This window comes from Pararhodobacter zhoushanensis (assembly GCF_025949695.1).
GTDB lineage: Bacteria > Pseudomonadota > Alphaproteobacteria > Rhodobacterales > Rhodobacteraceae > Pararhodobacter > Pararhodobacter zhoushanensis_A.
This window is the reverse complement of the sequence record NZ_JAPDFL010000001.1, coordinates 1586230-1600089: the sequence shown is the minus strand read 5'-3', so window position 1 is coordinate 1600089 and position 13860 is coordinate 1586230. Positions and strand designations below refer to the sequence as shown.

The following is a 13860-nucleotide window of genomic DNA, read 5'->3' as shown; positions in this document are numbered from 1 at the left end:
CTGTTAAGCCCGGTATGATCCGGGTTCAGCTCCTGATGCGGGCCAGCTTTGCCCCCCGCGCCGCGTCTTGCAAGGGGGTGCTGCAGACAACCGTGCGGAAAGCGTCACGGATCTGTCAAAGCGACGGGCTCAACCGGCAGGGGCGGCGACGTCGCCCGCGCTCTCGCTGCAGAACATGTCGTACATCAGACCAATGGTGCGCCCCGCGCGGGCGTCGCCCATCGCATAATAGATCGTCTTGCCCTCACGGCGACAAACGACCAGCCCTTCCAGCCGCAGACGCGCAAGCTGTTGGCTGACCGCCGCCTGACGTGAGCCCAAGAGTTGCTCAAGCTCGGTCACCGATTTCTCACCCGTGCTGAGATAGCACAGGATCAGCAACCGCCCCTCATGCGCCAGCGCCTTGAGAAACGCTGCTGCGGCCTGCGCCTGTTCGACCATGGTGTCGACCGGACGCTGCGCACAGTCGCCCGACCCGTCAACCGCGTCGACGCCGAAGGACGTGTCGAGCGTATCAGCATTCTCCGAAACAGCAGGCCCGTCCATAGGTGCGTCTCCAGATGAAAACAAATGCAAAGATCGCGATCTTATGGGCGAAGATAGGTCGCAAACCCGGTTTTCGCAAGGGTTTGCCATAAAAACAGGGCGCCCTGTCATCTGACAGCGCGCCCTGCTCGTTCTTTAGCGTCGCAAACCGAGGGTTAGCTCAGGTCGGCGTCCTCATCGACAGCGCCGCCCATATCGTCGAACAGCTCCGAAATCTCGAATTCGGCTTCGGCTTCCGCTTCAGCGGCCAGTTCCTGAATGGACTTGCCCGACGCTTGCAGTTCGGCTTCTTCAACCGAACGAGCAACGTTGACCGAGATCTTGGCTTCGACTTCAGGGTGCAGCACGACGCTCAGGCCGTGAACGCCCAGCGCCTTGATCGGCGCAACCAGGACAACCTGACGACGATCGACCGAGAAACCCTCAGCGGTGACGGCGTCGGCGATGTCACGCGGCGTGACCGAGCCGTACAGAGCGCCCGAGTCCGAGGCCGAACGGATGACGATGTACACCGTCCCGTCGAGCTTTTCGGCCAGTGCGGCGGCTTCCTTCTTGGTCTCCAGGTTGCGCGCTTCGAGTTGCGCTTTCTGGACTTCGAAGGATTGCTTGTTGGCTTCGGTGGCGCGCAGTGCCTTGCCTTGCGGCAGCAGGAAGTTGCGGGCAAAGCCGTCGCGTACTTTCACGACGTCGCCCATCTGGCCCAGCTTGGCCACGCGTTCCAGAAGAATCACTTGCATGGCTGGATCCTCACTTCACGGCATAGGGCAGCAGGGCGAGGAAGCGGGCGCGTTTGATGGCACGGGCCAGCTCACGCTGCTTCTTCGCCGAGACGGCGGTGATACGGGCGGGCACGATCTTGCCCCGCTCGGAAACGTAACGCTGCAGCAGACGCACATCTTTGTAGTCGATGGCGGGTGCGTTATCGCCCGAGAACGGGCAAACCTTGCGGCGGCGGAAGAATGGTTTGGTGGCCATGGTGGCTTACTCCTGTCCTACCTGGATCAACGACGCGGGCGGTCGCCGCGGTCGCCACGGTCACCGCGATCACCGCGGTCGCCACGATCACCCCGGTCTCCACGCTCACTGCGCTCGTCCCGCTTTTGCATCTGGACGGTCGGACCATCCTCATGCGCGTCGACCTTGATCGACAGCACACGCATGGCGTCGTCATGCAGACGCGCCAGGCGTTCCATTTCCATGATCGCCGGCGACGGAGCATCCGTGCGCAGGTACATGTAGTGGCCCTTGCGGTTCTTGTTGATCTTGTAAGCCATCGTCTTGACACCCCAATATTCGGTGCCGACGATCGTGCCGCCATTGTCGGAAATCACGGTCGAGAAGTGCTCGATGAGCCCTTCTGCCTGCGCGTTGGAAAGATCCTGACGCGCGATCATGACATGCTCATACAGAGGCATGCGGTCTCCATTTCTATCAGGGCGCATTTCATAAGGCGGGCTTTTCGCCCCGTCGCGGCCCGCCCACGAGAGTCTGCGCCGGATTCGTAGGATGCGACGGGAATGCGGCCTTATAGCGGGATTGTCGCGTGGCGCAAGGGTTCATGCCAGCGCAGCCTGGGGATACCGGGCGCTGTGCCCCGTGCCGCAACCCGATCTCTTGACGCCTGACAATCAAAGATTAACGTTAACATGTTGCGTAAATCTTTCGGATTTGGAGGTCCGGTATGTGGCAGCGGCTGTTGGGCATGTATCTGAACCGGCTGATCCGGGTGGGGAGCCTGTCGCTCACTCTTCCCGACGGCACAACACACCACTTTGGCGTGCCGGACGCCAAGGCTCCGACGGTCGGCGTGGCCATCCATGATACGGCGACCCTGCGCGCGCTGGCGCTCAACCCGCATCTTGCGCTGGGCGAGTCCTATATGGACCAGACCCTGACCATCGAAAACGATGACCTGCACGGGCTGCTGGAACTGGCGATGCGCAACATCGCAGCGGGGCATGATTCCTGGCTGTCGCGCCTGCGAGAGCGCGTTCGCGATCTGAGCCGCGGGATCAGCCAGCGCAATCAGGCGCGGCGGTCCAAGCGAAACGTGGCGCATCACTATGACCTTTCGGCAAAGCTGTACGATCTGTTCCTTGACGCCGACCGGCAATATTCCTGCGCCTATTTCCGCACGCCGCAGGACACGCTTGAGCAGGCTCAGGTGCAGAAAAAGGCCCATATTGCCCGCAAACTTCTGCTCAAGCCGGGGATGTCGGTGCTCGATATCGGCTGCGGCTGGGGCGGGATGGGCCTGACGCTGGCGCAAGAGCACGGGGTCAAGGTGCTGGGCGTCACCCTGTCGGAAGAACAGCTCAAGATCGCCCGCGCCCGCGCGCAGGCAGCGGGACTGACCGACCGCGTGCGGTTCGAGTTGATGGACTACCGGGCGGTTCAGGGGCAGTTCGACAGGATCGTGTCGGTGGGCATGTTCGAGCACGTCGGCGCGCCGAATTTCCAGACCTACTTCAACACGGTGAACCGTCTGCTTGCCGCAGATGGCGTGGCGCTGATCCACACCATCGGGCGCTTTACCCCGCCCGGATCGACCAATCCCTGGATCACCAAGTACATCTTTCCCGGTGGCTACATCCCCGCGCTGTCCGAAACCGCGGCGGCAATCGAGCGCAGCGGCCTGATCACCACCGATGTCGAGATCTGGCGCCTGCACTATGCTGAAACCCTGCGGCACTGGTACACGCGCTTCATGGCGCAGCGGGATGCGGCGGCGGCGCTGTATGACGACCGCTTTGTGCGGCTGTGGAAATTCTATCTGGCGGCCTCGGAACAGACCTTTCGCTTTGCCGGGCAGAACGTCTTCCAGATCCAGCTGGCCCGCACCGTGCAGACCGTGCCGCAAACCCGTGACTATCTCCTGCGCGCCCAGACGACCGATCACAGGCTCGCCTCCTCCACGCGGTAGGCCAGCCGCAGGCCACCCCAGTGCTTGCCGCGCACATAGATCGGCGCCGAGACGTCCTTCATCATCACGAACTGGCCCTGCCCCATGTCGCGCCGATAGGCTTGCAGCGTAAAGGGGCGCGTGCTCTTGCCCGCCGCCAGCCCGACACGGTCGCCAAAAATCCGCCGGTTACGGCAATGGACGGCGTTCCACACCGGATCGCCGGCGCGCTGACGCTGGGAATATTTGCGGTTATGCGTCGGCAGATAGCCGTTGCGATCGACCGCCGCACAAAACACCACCTGCGGCGACAGCTGCAACAGGGGCTCTTGAATCCGGGGCAACAACTGGTCGGTCAGCGGAAGCGCGCGGGTCGTCATCTGCGGCGGGTCGCTGCCGGGGACAGGCCGGTAGCGGGTATCGAAGAGATCTTCGAGCGTAACCGCGCCGGTCGCCACCGCCTGCTCGAAGGCTTCACTCACGGCGCGCGCGGCGTTCTGCACGGCGCGGACATAGGGCGTGTCCACCGTCTCGACCCCAAGCATGGCAAAATCCGACGTGAGGCTTTCTGATGTCTCCACGATCTTGCCGAAGCCGCTGCGCAGCCCGGCGATGCCTCGCTCGGCCGTGCCGACACTCTCGTCCATCCGCCGGATGCTTTGATCGACCACGCCTATCGCCCGCGCCGAGTCGCGGCGGGCGGCCTCGATCTGCTCTTGCTGGGCGTTGACCTCGGTCATCGCGCTGTCGATGGCATCCATCGACTCGGAAAATACCGAGGTTTCGTCTCGAATGCTGAGCGTGCGGGCCAACAAGGCGGCATTGGTCTTCGCAATGCCGTCTGCCGAGCCGCGCAGGTTCTGCAGCGTCTTGTTGATTGTCGAGGTCGCGGCGGCGGTGCGTTCGGACATCGCCTTCACCTCTTCGGCGACAACCATGAAGCCGCGCCCCGACTGTCCGGCGCGCGCCGCCTCGACCTGTGCGTTGAGCGCCAGCATGTTGGTCAGCTGCGCCACTTCGGCAATATCCTCCACCGACCGGCGCACACCTTCGATCGCATGCGCCAGCGCATCGACGCTGTCGCCCATCCCGTCGGCCTCCCGCGTGAGGGTGCGTACCTGATCCATGACGCGCAAGAAGCCCGCGCGCGCCGTATCCAGCCGTTCATGCGCCGCCTCGGTCGCCAGCTTCGCCGTGCGCGTCGCGGATTCGACCGCTGCGCTGGCCTCATTCATCCGCGACGCTTCGGTGTGGAGACCGTCGAACACGCTGCGCTGTTGCGCCAGTTCGGCCGAGATCGCATCGGCATGGCCGTGCGCCTGCGCGATCTGCACGGCCAGATCGCCCGCATCCTCAGCCATCGAGCGGATCACATCGGTGCTGTCGCCATTGACCGGACCCTTCCCCATGCCCCTGTCGTCTCGCATCATGCACTCCCTTGTACCGACAGCCCCGGACCCGCGCCCCAAAGGCCAGACGATTGCGCCGACCCTTTCGTGACGATATGCCGGGAAAAACCCTAATTGGAGGTTACCATGACCCGTGCTTTCGTGTTCCCCGGCCAAGGGGCCCAGACTATCGGCATGGGCCGCGCGCTGGCCGAGGCCTATCCCGCCGCCCGTGCCGTGTTCGACGAGGTCGATTCGGCCCTGGGCGAATCGCTGTCGACGCTGATCTGGGACGGCGAGATCGAAGCACTGACCCTGACCGCCAACGCGCAGCCGGCGCTGATGGCGACTTCGCTGGCCGCCTTGCGCGCGCTCGACGCTGAAGGTTTCGCGATCACCGACGCCGCCTTTGTCGCCGGGCACAGCCTGGGCGAATACTCGGCCCTGGCGGCGGCGGGTGCGCTCAGCATCAGCGACACAGCGCGCCTGCTGCGCATCCGCGGCACGGCGATGCAATCGGCGGTGCCGGTGGGGGTGGGGGCGATGGCAGCGCTGCTGGGCCTCGATTTTGCCACCGCAACCGAGGTCGCCGCCGAGGCGGCACAGGGCGACGTCTGCCAGGCCGCCAATGACAATGACCCGGCGCAGGTCGTGGTGTCGGGGCACAAGGCCGCCGTCGAACGCGCCGTCGAGCTGGCCAAGGCGCGCGGTGCCAAGCGCGCGCTGCTCCTGCCCGTCTCGGCCCCGTTCCACTGCGCGCTGATGCAACCCGCCGCCGAGGCGATGGCCGAAGCGCTGGCCAGCGTGACGCTGAATGCGCCGCGCGTGCCGGTCGTTGCCAATGTCCGCGCCGAGGCGGTCAGCGACCCCGACCAGTTGCGGGCGCTGCTGGTCGAACAGGTGACCGGTTCGGTGCGCTGGCGCGAATCCGTCGCCTGGATGGTCGCGCAAGGGGTGACCGAATTTTGGGAGATCGGCGCGGGCAAGGCCCTGTCTGGCATGATCAAACGGATCGAGCGCGCCAGCGTGACCAAAGCCATCGGAACGCCCGAGGACATCGCCGCCCTCAAGGCCTGACGGTTGAACAGGCAAGGGGGCCTTCAGCCCCCCTCTTCGCTTTCAGCGAATTCACCCCCGAGGATATTTGAAGACAGAAAATGTAGCCTTAACAGAACATTAACGAGCCCATTTTCTGTCTGGAAGTATCCTCCAGGAGGGTTCGGGAGGATGGAAAATCCTCCCGGGCGGGTCTGGGCAGCAGCCCAGAGCGGCGCGAGGCCCCTCGATGGGGCCGAGCGCCGCTGCCCCCGGGCCACGCGACCCTGCGCCGCAGTTGCTTATCGTGTGAAGATTTTCACTTCCTTTTGCCAAAACCCCGCGCTACGCCGGTCGTATGAGCACACTCCCCCTCTCCGATGACCGCCGCGCCAAGCGCAATGTGTGGGTTCTGGTTGCCGCGCAGGCGATTCTGGGCGCGCAGATGCCGATGATCTTCACCACCGCCGGACTGGCCGGGCAGACGCTGGCCCCCAACCCCTGCTGGGCCACGCTGCCGATCACCATGGCGGTGCTGGGGTCGATGCTGTCGGCCACGCCGCTGTCGTCCTTCATGCAACGCCGCGGACGGCGGGCGGGGTTCATTCTGGGCTCGGCCTCTGGGGCGTTCGGGGCGGTGATCGCCGCGCTGGGGTTGCTGTACGGCTCGTTCACGCTGTTCGTGGTCGGCGCCCTGTTCACGGGCGTCTACATGTCCGCGCAGGGGTTCTTCCGCTTTGCGGCGACCGACACCGCCTCGGACGCCTACAAGCCCAAAGCGATCAGCTACGTGATGGCCGGCGGCCTGCTCAGCGCGATCATCGGGCCGCAGCTGGTCAAAGTTACCGCGGAGTCGATGCTGATCCCCTTCCTGGGCACGTATTTCGGCGTGATCGTGCTGAACCTCGTCGGCATGTGGCTGTTTGTTTTTCTCGACATCCCCAAGCCCCCGGTCGCCGTGCAGGGCGCACCGATGGAAGGGCGGTCGCGGTCCGAGCTTTTGCGCGATCCGATCATCGTGGTGGCGATCATCTGCGCGACGGTGGCCTATGCCTTGATGAATCTGGTGATGACCTCGACCCCGCTTGCGGTGGTCGGCTGCGGCTATCAGACCAGCCATGCGGCCGATATCGTCTCGGCCCATGTGCTGGCGATGTATGCGCCGTCGTTCTTCACCGGCCACCTGATTGCGCGGTTTGGCGTTCAGAAGATCATCGCCGCCGGGCTGCTGATTCTGGCCGGCAGCGGCGCTGTGGCGCTGTCGGGGGTCGAGCTACAACAGTTCTTCATCTCGCTGATCCTGCTCGGCATCGGCTGGAACTTTGCCTTCATCGGCGGCACCACAATGCTGGCCCAGGCGCACAACAGTGCCGAGCGGGGCCGTATTCAGGGCGTCAACGATGCGATCGTGTTCGGCGGCGTCACCGTGGCGTCGCTCAGCTCGGGACAATTGATGAATTGCTCGGGCTCCGACGTCGAAACCGGCTGGCAGCTGGTCAATCTGGCCATGCTGCCCTTCCTGGTTCTGGCAGGCGGCGCGCTGATCTGGCTGGCACTGCGCCCGCGTGCTGCGTGATCCGATTCACGCGCGCTGCAGAAAACGTCACACTGCCCGCAAAATCGCCGGGCGCCGGGGCAATGATTGACGTCTTTCAACCCTCCTCACGGATCGTTGATTTCCTGTTGACGCATTGTTTTTTTCTGCCTAGCGTTTCTTTCAATAAGTCGGCCAGTCCGACAGGGAGCTAAAAAAGTCGGAAGGGGTCCAGCTTGCGGGCCCCTTTCGCTTTTGGCCGATGCCGCGCCCCCCGGCCCGGCGCACCGCCCTGACCTGACCGTGAACGGCCCGGTTTTTCCCCTGACTTGCGACGCGGATCATGCTAGGGCGATGCCAACGCCCCGCACTGAAGGAAGCTTCCATGATGTTCCGTTCTGCCCTGGTTTCGGGCCTTGTCAGCGCCACGCTGCTGGCAGCGCCGATGGCTTTCGCCCAAGAGACCGCCCCGGCCCCGGCCGCCGATGCGGCCACCCCGACCGCGCCCGCACCCGACGCGGCGGGCCCGGTTCTGGCGGCCACCTTCCGCGACTGGCAGATCATCTGTTCGCCCGAGGTCGCCGGTCAGCCGCAGACCTGCGAGATGTACCAGCTGCTGCTCGATCCCTCGGACGCGCCGATTGCCGAGCTGAGCATCGCCGCCCTGCCGCTGGGTGCCGAATTCGCCGCTGGCGCGACCGTGACCACGCCGCTGGAAACCTTCCTGCCCACGGGCCTGGGCTTTCGCATCGGTCAGGAAGAAAACATGCGGGTTGAGGGCTTTCGCGTCTGCACCGTGGTCGGTTGCGTCGTGCGCATGGGCCTGTCCCCGGACGAGATCACCCGCATGAAGGCGGGCAGCAGCGCCACGGTCACCATCGCGCCTTTCGTGGCCATCGACCAGCCGGTCGAGATCAACGTCTCGCTGGCCGGGTTCACCGCTGCCTATGACGATCTGCAAACGCGTCTTGCCGCCGCAGCGGCCGCCGCGCGCGCCAACCCCTGAACGGCCTGCGCCGGGCCGTCAGGCCCTGCGCACCGCCAGACAGGCGTTCATCCCGCCGAACGCAAACGCATTGCTCAGCGCCGCGCCCACCTTGGTGCGGCGCGCTTCGTTGGGGACCACGTCCAGTCCCAGCACGTCGGGATCTTCGCGCTGCCAGCCCGCGGTCGGGGCAAGGACCCCGTCGCCCAACGCCATCAAGACCGCCAGCATCTCGACCGCGCCCGCAGCGCCCAGCAGGTGGCCGTGCATCGACTTGGTAGCACTCACCGGGGGCGGCGCATCAAACACCGTGCGGATCGCCAGCGCTTCCGAGCGGTCATTGACGGCGGTCGCCGTGCCATGGGCGTTGATGTAGCCCACATCCTCAGGGTTCAGCCCCGCGTCGCCCAGCGCGCCGCGCATCGCGCGCACGGCACCATCCGGGTCCGGCAGCACGATGTCCGCCGCATCCGAGGTCATCGCAAAGCCGACCATCTCGCCCAGAATGGTCGCTCCACGGTTCACCGCGCGCTCCCAGTCCTCGAACACAAAGACCGCCGCCCCCTCGCCCAGCACCATGCCGTTGCGGCTGGCGCAGAACGGGCGGCAGCCGTCGGGGGACATGACGCGCAGCCCTTCCCAGGCCTTGAGCCCGCCGAAACACAGCGCCGCATCCGAGCCGCCGGTCAGCATCACCGGCGCCGCGCCAGAGCGCACCATCTGAAACGCCAGCCCCATCGCGTGATTGGACGAGGCGCAGGCGGTCGACACAGTAAACGCCGGTCCCTTCAGCCCGTGCCGCATCGCCAGATGCGAGGCCGCCGCGCTGTGCATCAGCCGCGGGATGGTGAAGGGATGCACCCGGTTCTTGCCCTGCGCATGCACCGCGCGGTAGCTGTCATCCATCGTGGTCTGCCCGCCGACGCCGGTGCCCATCACCACACCGGCGCGCAAGATTTCCTCGTCGCTCAGGGTCAGGCCGGCTTGCGCCACGGCCTGCCGCCCGGCCTCGCAGGCGAATTGCACGGCGCGGTCATAAAGCGCCATCTCTTGCCGGGCGAAATGCGCAGCCCCGTCCCAATCCCTGATCTGCGCACCGATGCGCACCGTCAGGCGCTCGATTTCCTCGAAGTCCATCGGGCCAATAGCCACCCGGCCCGCTGCCAGAGCGGCCCAGGTTGTCGTCACATCGGGCCCCAGCGCGTTGACGGTTCCGGCTCCGGTAATAGCAACGCGCCTGCCCATGCCTCAGCCCCGCCGCGAGCGGAGCAGCTGTTCGACCGCCGCGCAGACCGAACCCACGGTGCGCAGATCCAGGGTCTCGGCCCCGGCGTCAGACTCATTCGCGTTGAAAGGCACCATCACGTCAAATTCCTCTTCAATGGCAAAGATGATCTCGGCCATGCCGAGGCTGTCGATGCCCAACCCGTCAAGTGTCATGTCCAGCGTCAGGCCTGAGGGTTCGCGCAGCGCCTGCGCGGCAAGAATTCCGATCACCCGGCCTTGAAGGTCATCACTTGCGGTCAAGAACGTACCGTCCATCCTGTCATCTCCTGATCAAGGGTCGCCGTCGCCACCCTTCTCCCTGAGGTTCTTGACAGTTTTCTGAAGGTCCGCGATTTGCGCAAGGATTCTTGGCAATCTGCGCTGTGCTTTGTACATTTCTACGTGCTGATCCATGCGAACTGCCGGCGATCCCATCAGAACGCGACCGGCGGGCGCGTTCGAGGTGATCAGCGTCCCGGCCCCGGCGACCACGTCATCGCCCACGGTGATGTTGTCCACCACGCCGACCTGACCGCCCAGCACCACCCGGTTGCCGATCCGCGTGGACCCTGCCACGCCGACCTGACCGCACAGCAGGCAATCCTCTCCGACGATCACGTTGTGACCGACCTGCACCAGATTGTCGATCTTGCTGCCCCGGCCGATCTGCGTGTCGCGAATTGTGCCCCGGTCGATGGTGGTATTCGCGCCGACCTCGACGTCATCGCCGATCGTCACCCCCAGCGAATGAATGCGCAGCCAGGATTGCGGCTTGGTCTGCTCGGGCTTGCCCAGCGTCGCGCGGGCCTCTTCGACGCGCGAGCGTTCCTCGGTCACAAAGCTGAACCCGTCGCCGCCGATCACGCAGCCGGGCTGGGCGATGAAGCGGTCGCCGATGCGCACCCGCGCGCCGATGCGCGCCCCCGCCAGCAGCAGGGCGTCCGCACCGATCACCGCTTCGGCACCGATGGACACATGCTCGGCGATCCGCGCGCGCGGCCCGATCACTGCGTTCGCGCCGATGACCGCAAAGGGGCCGATCGCCGCGCCCTCGCCGATCTCGGCGCTGGGGTCGATGGCGGCCAAGGGGCTCAGGCCGGGGGCAATTGCGGGGCCGGCGTCAAAGATCCGCGTCAGCCCGGCCATCGCCAGCCGTCCGCGCGGCGCAAAGATCGCGGCTTGCAGGCCCATCGCCGCCCAGTCCGCCCCTTCCCACAGCAGCGCGACACGCGCGCGGCCCTTGGCCAGACCGTCCGCATAGCGCGGGTCCATGGCCAGAGCGAGATCGAAGGGAGAGGCCGCAGCAGGCTCGGCAGCGCCGGTGACCGTCAGATCGCCAGCACCCTCAAAGCGCGCGCCAAGGGCGGCTGCGATCTGCGCTACAGTGTGCGGCATGTCAGGAAACCTCCGGGCGGGCGTCGATTATGACGCCCGCCCGATGTAACGCGCTCAGGCGCCTACTTCCACCCCGGCGCTGATCAGCGCGTCATAAAGGCGCGCATCGCGGCCATAGATGTCGGCGCGGTAGTTCATCTGCCCGGTCACCGACGTATAGGCAGTGCGGTAAACCAGATGCACCGGCACCGGCTCGAGCAGCGGCACCCGCGTCAGACGCCCGGTGCGCTGGATCGCGTGGTAATAGGTCACCGGATCGGTTTCCTGCCGCGCCAGCAGCGCATAGGCAAAGTCGCGCGGATCAGCCAGACGGACGCAGCCATGCGAATAGGCCCGCACCCGGTTGCCGAACAGCGAGCGCGACGGGGTGTCGTGCAGATAGATCGCATAGGCGTTGGGGAACATGAACTTCACTTCACCCAGCGCGTTGCCCGGCCCCGGAGGCTGCTGCACGTCGAAGGGGAAGTTGGACGGCGTATAGGCGGCAAAGTCGACATATTCGCGCGGCACGACGCGGCCCGAGCCGTCGAGCAGGTTCAGGTGGTTTGCCCCGCCCGAGGACAGAGCAGCCCAGTATTCCCCGATGATCGACCGTGGCAGGGTCCAGGTCGGGTTGATGTCCATGTATTCCATCTGGTCGGAAAACTCGGGCGTCTGGTTTGCCCGGGCACCGATAACCGACCGGGTCTCGAAGGTGACCTGATCGAAATCGACGATGCGCACCACGAAATCGGTCAGGTTGACCCAGATATGGCGATCACCGCGCGGAATGTTCAGCCAACGCTCACGCTCCAGCGCCACGGTGATTGAACGCAGACGCTCTTGCGGCGCGGTGTTGATCGCGTCGATCGTGGCGCTGCCGGCAATGCCGTCGGCCTCGATGGCCACGGATTCCTGAAAATCCTGCACCGCGCGCTGCATCTGACCGTCATAGCTGGCCGTGGCGACACGGGGCATGAACCCCATCGCGATCAGCCGGTTGCGCAGTTGCACCACGCTCGCACCGGTGTCACCCGGACGCAGACTGCCAGCCTGCACCTGTGGCCCCCAGCCGCCATTGGCAATGGTCTGCTCAAGCTCGCGTTTGGCGCGGAACAGGCGGGCGTATTCGGGCGAAGACGGCGCAAGGTTGCGGATGAAGCTGACCGGCTCGGACGCAATCAGGTCGGTCATCAACTGGGTCGGATCGGGGCGCGGCAATTCGCGGACGATATCCGCGATCAGCTCACCCGGATCGAGCACGCCCGAATGGATGTCACGCGCGTATTGCAGAAAGGTCATCGAGGCACGCGCCTCAACCAGACCGCGGTCACGCTCGGTCTCGACGCTACCAAAGGCGCTCAACAGGCCCGGCAGGTCATAGCGCGCGACCGGCAGCCCATGCTCGCCTGCCCGGCTCAGCGCCGAGACCAGCGCGGTGCGACGCGCGGCATCTTCGGCACGGGTCCAGACAGCCTGATAGCCGTTCTCGCGGTAGAAGGCGGCCAGTTCCCGGTTCTCGGCAACCCCTTCGGCAAGGGCCTGACGGAAGGCAGGGAACTGTTGCGCCGCGGCCGGCGTTGGCGCGACCACGGCCAGAACGCCCGGCAGGACCCCGCCCATTCCCAGCGTCATCGCGATCAGCGCGGCGCGCAGTCCCGGCGTGTTGCGTCCTGCAATCCCCATCTCAATCTCCGTTCAATGTCAAAATCACCCGTATGTCGCGCGGCAGCGCGCAGGCGTTCACAGAATTGTTCCAATATCAGCGACTCGGGGTCGATTCACAATCACGAGACCCTCGGCGAATCCCCGGAGAACGCGCCAAATGCGCAACGGGTTCCCCAAAAATCCAAGGGATCGCCTGATGTTACCGGAAAAATGCCGCGCGCAGGGGGGCTTCAGCGGCACCATTCGCCTGAACTACGAACCGCAACCCTTTGTTAATAGACGATTTCTGCATCAATTAACCGATTCTCAGCAGATTCTCGCCTATTTTGTCCGCAGACCCCGCATCGAGGCGACTCAATGCTTGGGCCAAGCGGTAGGTTGTGGCATAGAAGCATCAGACGAAAAAATATCTTCGTGCCTCACGCCTCTTCCGACAGTCCGCGGCCAACGCGGCACCCTCTGGGGCGATGACCATGAAGCAAGGCCAGCAAGGCTACACAAGACACTTGGGATGGGACAGGACAAGAATGACCTCCTCGGTTAACACCGGATTTTCTCGGCGTGCACTGCTTGGCATCTTTGCCGCAACCGCCGTTACTGCAGCCCCGACAATGTCCAAGGCATTTGGGTTCAACCGTGGTGCAGGCGACATTCGCCGCCTGCACATGCATTCCGCCCGGACGGGCGAAACGCTCGACACGATCTACTGGGTTGATGGCGACTACATCCCCGAGGTCCTGGACGAAGTGAACCACTTCTTCCGCGACTGGCGCACTGACCGTGGCCACCGCATCGACACCCGCACGCTGGATATCCTGGCCGCGGCGCACAACATTCTCGAAATCAGCGAACCGTACCTGCTGCTGTCGGGCTACCGCTCGCCCGAGACCAACGCGATGCTCCGCTCGCGCTCCAGCGGTGTGGCCCGCAACTCGCGCCACATGGTCGGTCAAGCCGCCGATGTCCGCATGAGCGGCCGCTCGGTCAGCCAGGTCGCCCGCGCCGCGTCGGCCTGCAATGCCGGGGGCGTCGGTCGCTACTCGCGCTCGAACTTCACGCATATGGATTGCGGCCCGGTCCGCACCTGGGGCGGCTAAGCCCGCCTTTGCCAGCGTCAGCCACGCTTGACACCCCCGCAAACCTCCCGGTTGCGGGGGTGTTG

The 13860-nt window shown here is 65.1% G+C and carries 14 protein-coding genes; 5 read left to right on the top strand and 9 right to left on the bottom strand.

The annotated features are described in order from the left end of the window. Positions 1-129: 129 nt before the first annotated feature. The 4 genes from OKW52_RS07960 to rpsF form a co-directional block, all read right to left on the bottom strand. Positions 130-441 carry an ArsR/SmtB family transcription factor gene (locus OKW52_RS07960; protein ID WP_264507675.1) on the bottom strand — a complete coding sequence of 104 codons (312 nt, stop codon included), beginning with the start codon at positions 439-441 and terminating at the stop codon, positions 130-132. A 260-nt stretch (positions 442-701) separates the two neighbouring features. Then, positions 702-1283, bottom strand: a complete 582-nt coding sequence (rplI, locus tag OKW52_RS07955) for a 50S ribosomal protein L9 (RefSeq protein WP_264505222.1) — start codon at positions 1281-1283, stop codon at positions 702-704. 10 nt (positions 1284-1293) lie between these two features. After that, a complete protein-coding gene (rpsR, locus tag OKW52_RS07950) occupies positions 1294-1521 on the bottom strand; it encodes a 30S ribosomal protein S18 (protein ID WP_127104741.1) in 228 nt (75 codons plus the stop codon). 26 nt (positions 1522-1547) lie between these two features. Next, on the bottom strand, positions 1548-1961 hold the full coding sequence (rpsF, locus tag OKW52_RS07945) for a 30S ribosomal protein S6 (RefSeq protein WP_264505221.1): 414 nt from the start codon (positions 1959-1961) through the stop codon (positions 1548-1550). 266 nt (positions 1962-2227) lie between these two features. Between rpsF and OKW52_RS07940 the strand changes: the two genes are divergently transcribed. After that, positions 2228-3469, top strand: a complete 1242-nt coding sequence (locus OKW52_RS07940; protein WP_264505220.1) for an SAM-dependent methyltransferase — start codon at positions 2228-2230, stop codon at positions 3467-3469. Here OKW52_RS07940 and OKW52_RS07935 read toward each other — a convergent pair. Continuing rightward, complete coding sequence (locus OKW52_RS07935) at positions 3442-4875, bottom strand: methyl-accepting chemotaxis protein (protein WP_264505219.1); 1434 nt, start codon at positions 4873-4875, stop codon at positions 3442-3444. The two genes, OKW52_RS07940 and OKW52_RS07935, sit on opposite strands and share 28 nt — an antisense overlap. A 108-nt stretch (positions 4876-4983) precedes the next feature. Here OKW52_RS07935 and fabD point away from each other — a divergent pair, with 108 nt between their 5' ends. The 3 genes from fabD to OKW52_RS07920 all read left to right on the top strand — a co-directional run bounded on the left by fabD (position 4984) and on the right by OKW52_RS07920 (position 8411). Beyond that, positions 4984-5913: an ACP S-malonyltransferase gene (fabD, locus tag OKW52_RS07930; protein ID WP_264505218.1), complete on the top strand. Its 930-nt coding sequence runs from the start codon at positions 4984-4986 to the stop codon at positions 5911-5913. A 316-nt stretch (positions 5914-6229) separates the two neighbouring features. Continuing rightward, the gene (locus OKW52_RS07925) at positions 6230-7447 is read left to right on the top strand and encodes an MFS transporter (RefSeq protein ID WP_264505217.1); all 1218 of its coding nucleotides are present in this window, start codon (positions 6230-6232) and stop codon (positions 7445-7447) included. A 346-nt stretch (positions 7448-7793) separates the two neighbouring features. Beyond that, positions 7794-8411, top strand: a complete 618-nt coding sequence (locus OKW52_RS07920) for an invasion associated locus B family protein (protein ID WP_264505216.1) — start codon at positions 7794-7796, stop codon at positions 8409-8411. 18 nt (positions 8412-8429) lie between these two features. Here OKW52_RS07920 and OKW52_RS07915 read toward each other — a convergent pair whose 3' ends face one another. The 4 genes from OKW52_RS07915 to OKW52_RS07900 are packed head-to-tail and all read right to left on the bottom strand — an operon-like array spanning position 8430 to position 12716. Further along, entirely contained in the window at positions 8430-9635 is a 1206-nt protein-coding gene (locus tag OKW52_RS07915; protein WP_264505215.1) for a beta-ketoacyl-[acyl-carrier-protein] synthase family protein, read from the bottom strand. A gap of 3 nt (positions 9636-9638) precedes the next feature. Then, positions 9639-9932, bottom strand: coding sequence for an acyl carrier protein (locus OKW52_RS07910; RefSeq protein ID WP_127104749.1), 294 nt, complete (start codon positions 9930-9932; stop codon positions 9639-9641). 15 nt (positions 9933-9947) lie between these two features. Continuing rightward, a complete protein-coding gene (locus OKW52_RS07905) occupies positions 9948-11051 on the bottom strand; it encodes a UDP-3-O-(3-hydroxymyristoyl)glucosamine N-acyltransferase (RefSeq protein WP_264417240.1) in 1104 nt (367 codons plus the stop codon). 54 nt (positions 11052-11105) lie between these two features. Further along, positions 11106-12716 carry a L,D-transpeptidase family protein gene (locus OKW52_RS07900; protein WP_264505214.1) on the bottom strand — a complete coding sequence of 537 codons (1611 nt, stop codon included), beginning with the start codon at positions 12714-12716 and terminating at the stop codon, positions 11106-11108. Between the two features lie 509 nt (positions 12717-13225). Between OKW52_RS07900 and OKW52_RS07895 the strand changes: the two genes are divergently transcribed. Further along, on the top strand, positions 13226-13795 hold the full coding sequence (locus OKW52_RS07895) for a YcbK family protein (protein ID WP_264505213.1): 570 nt from the start codon (positions 13226-13228) through the stop codon (positions 13793-13795). The last annotated feature ends 65 nt before the right edge of the window (positions 13796-13860 follow it).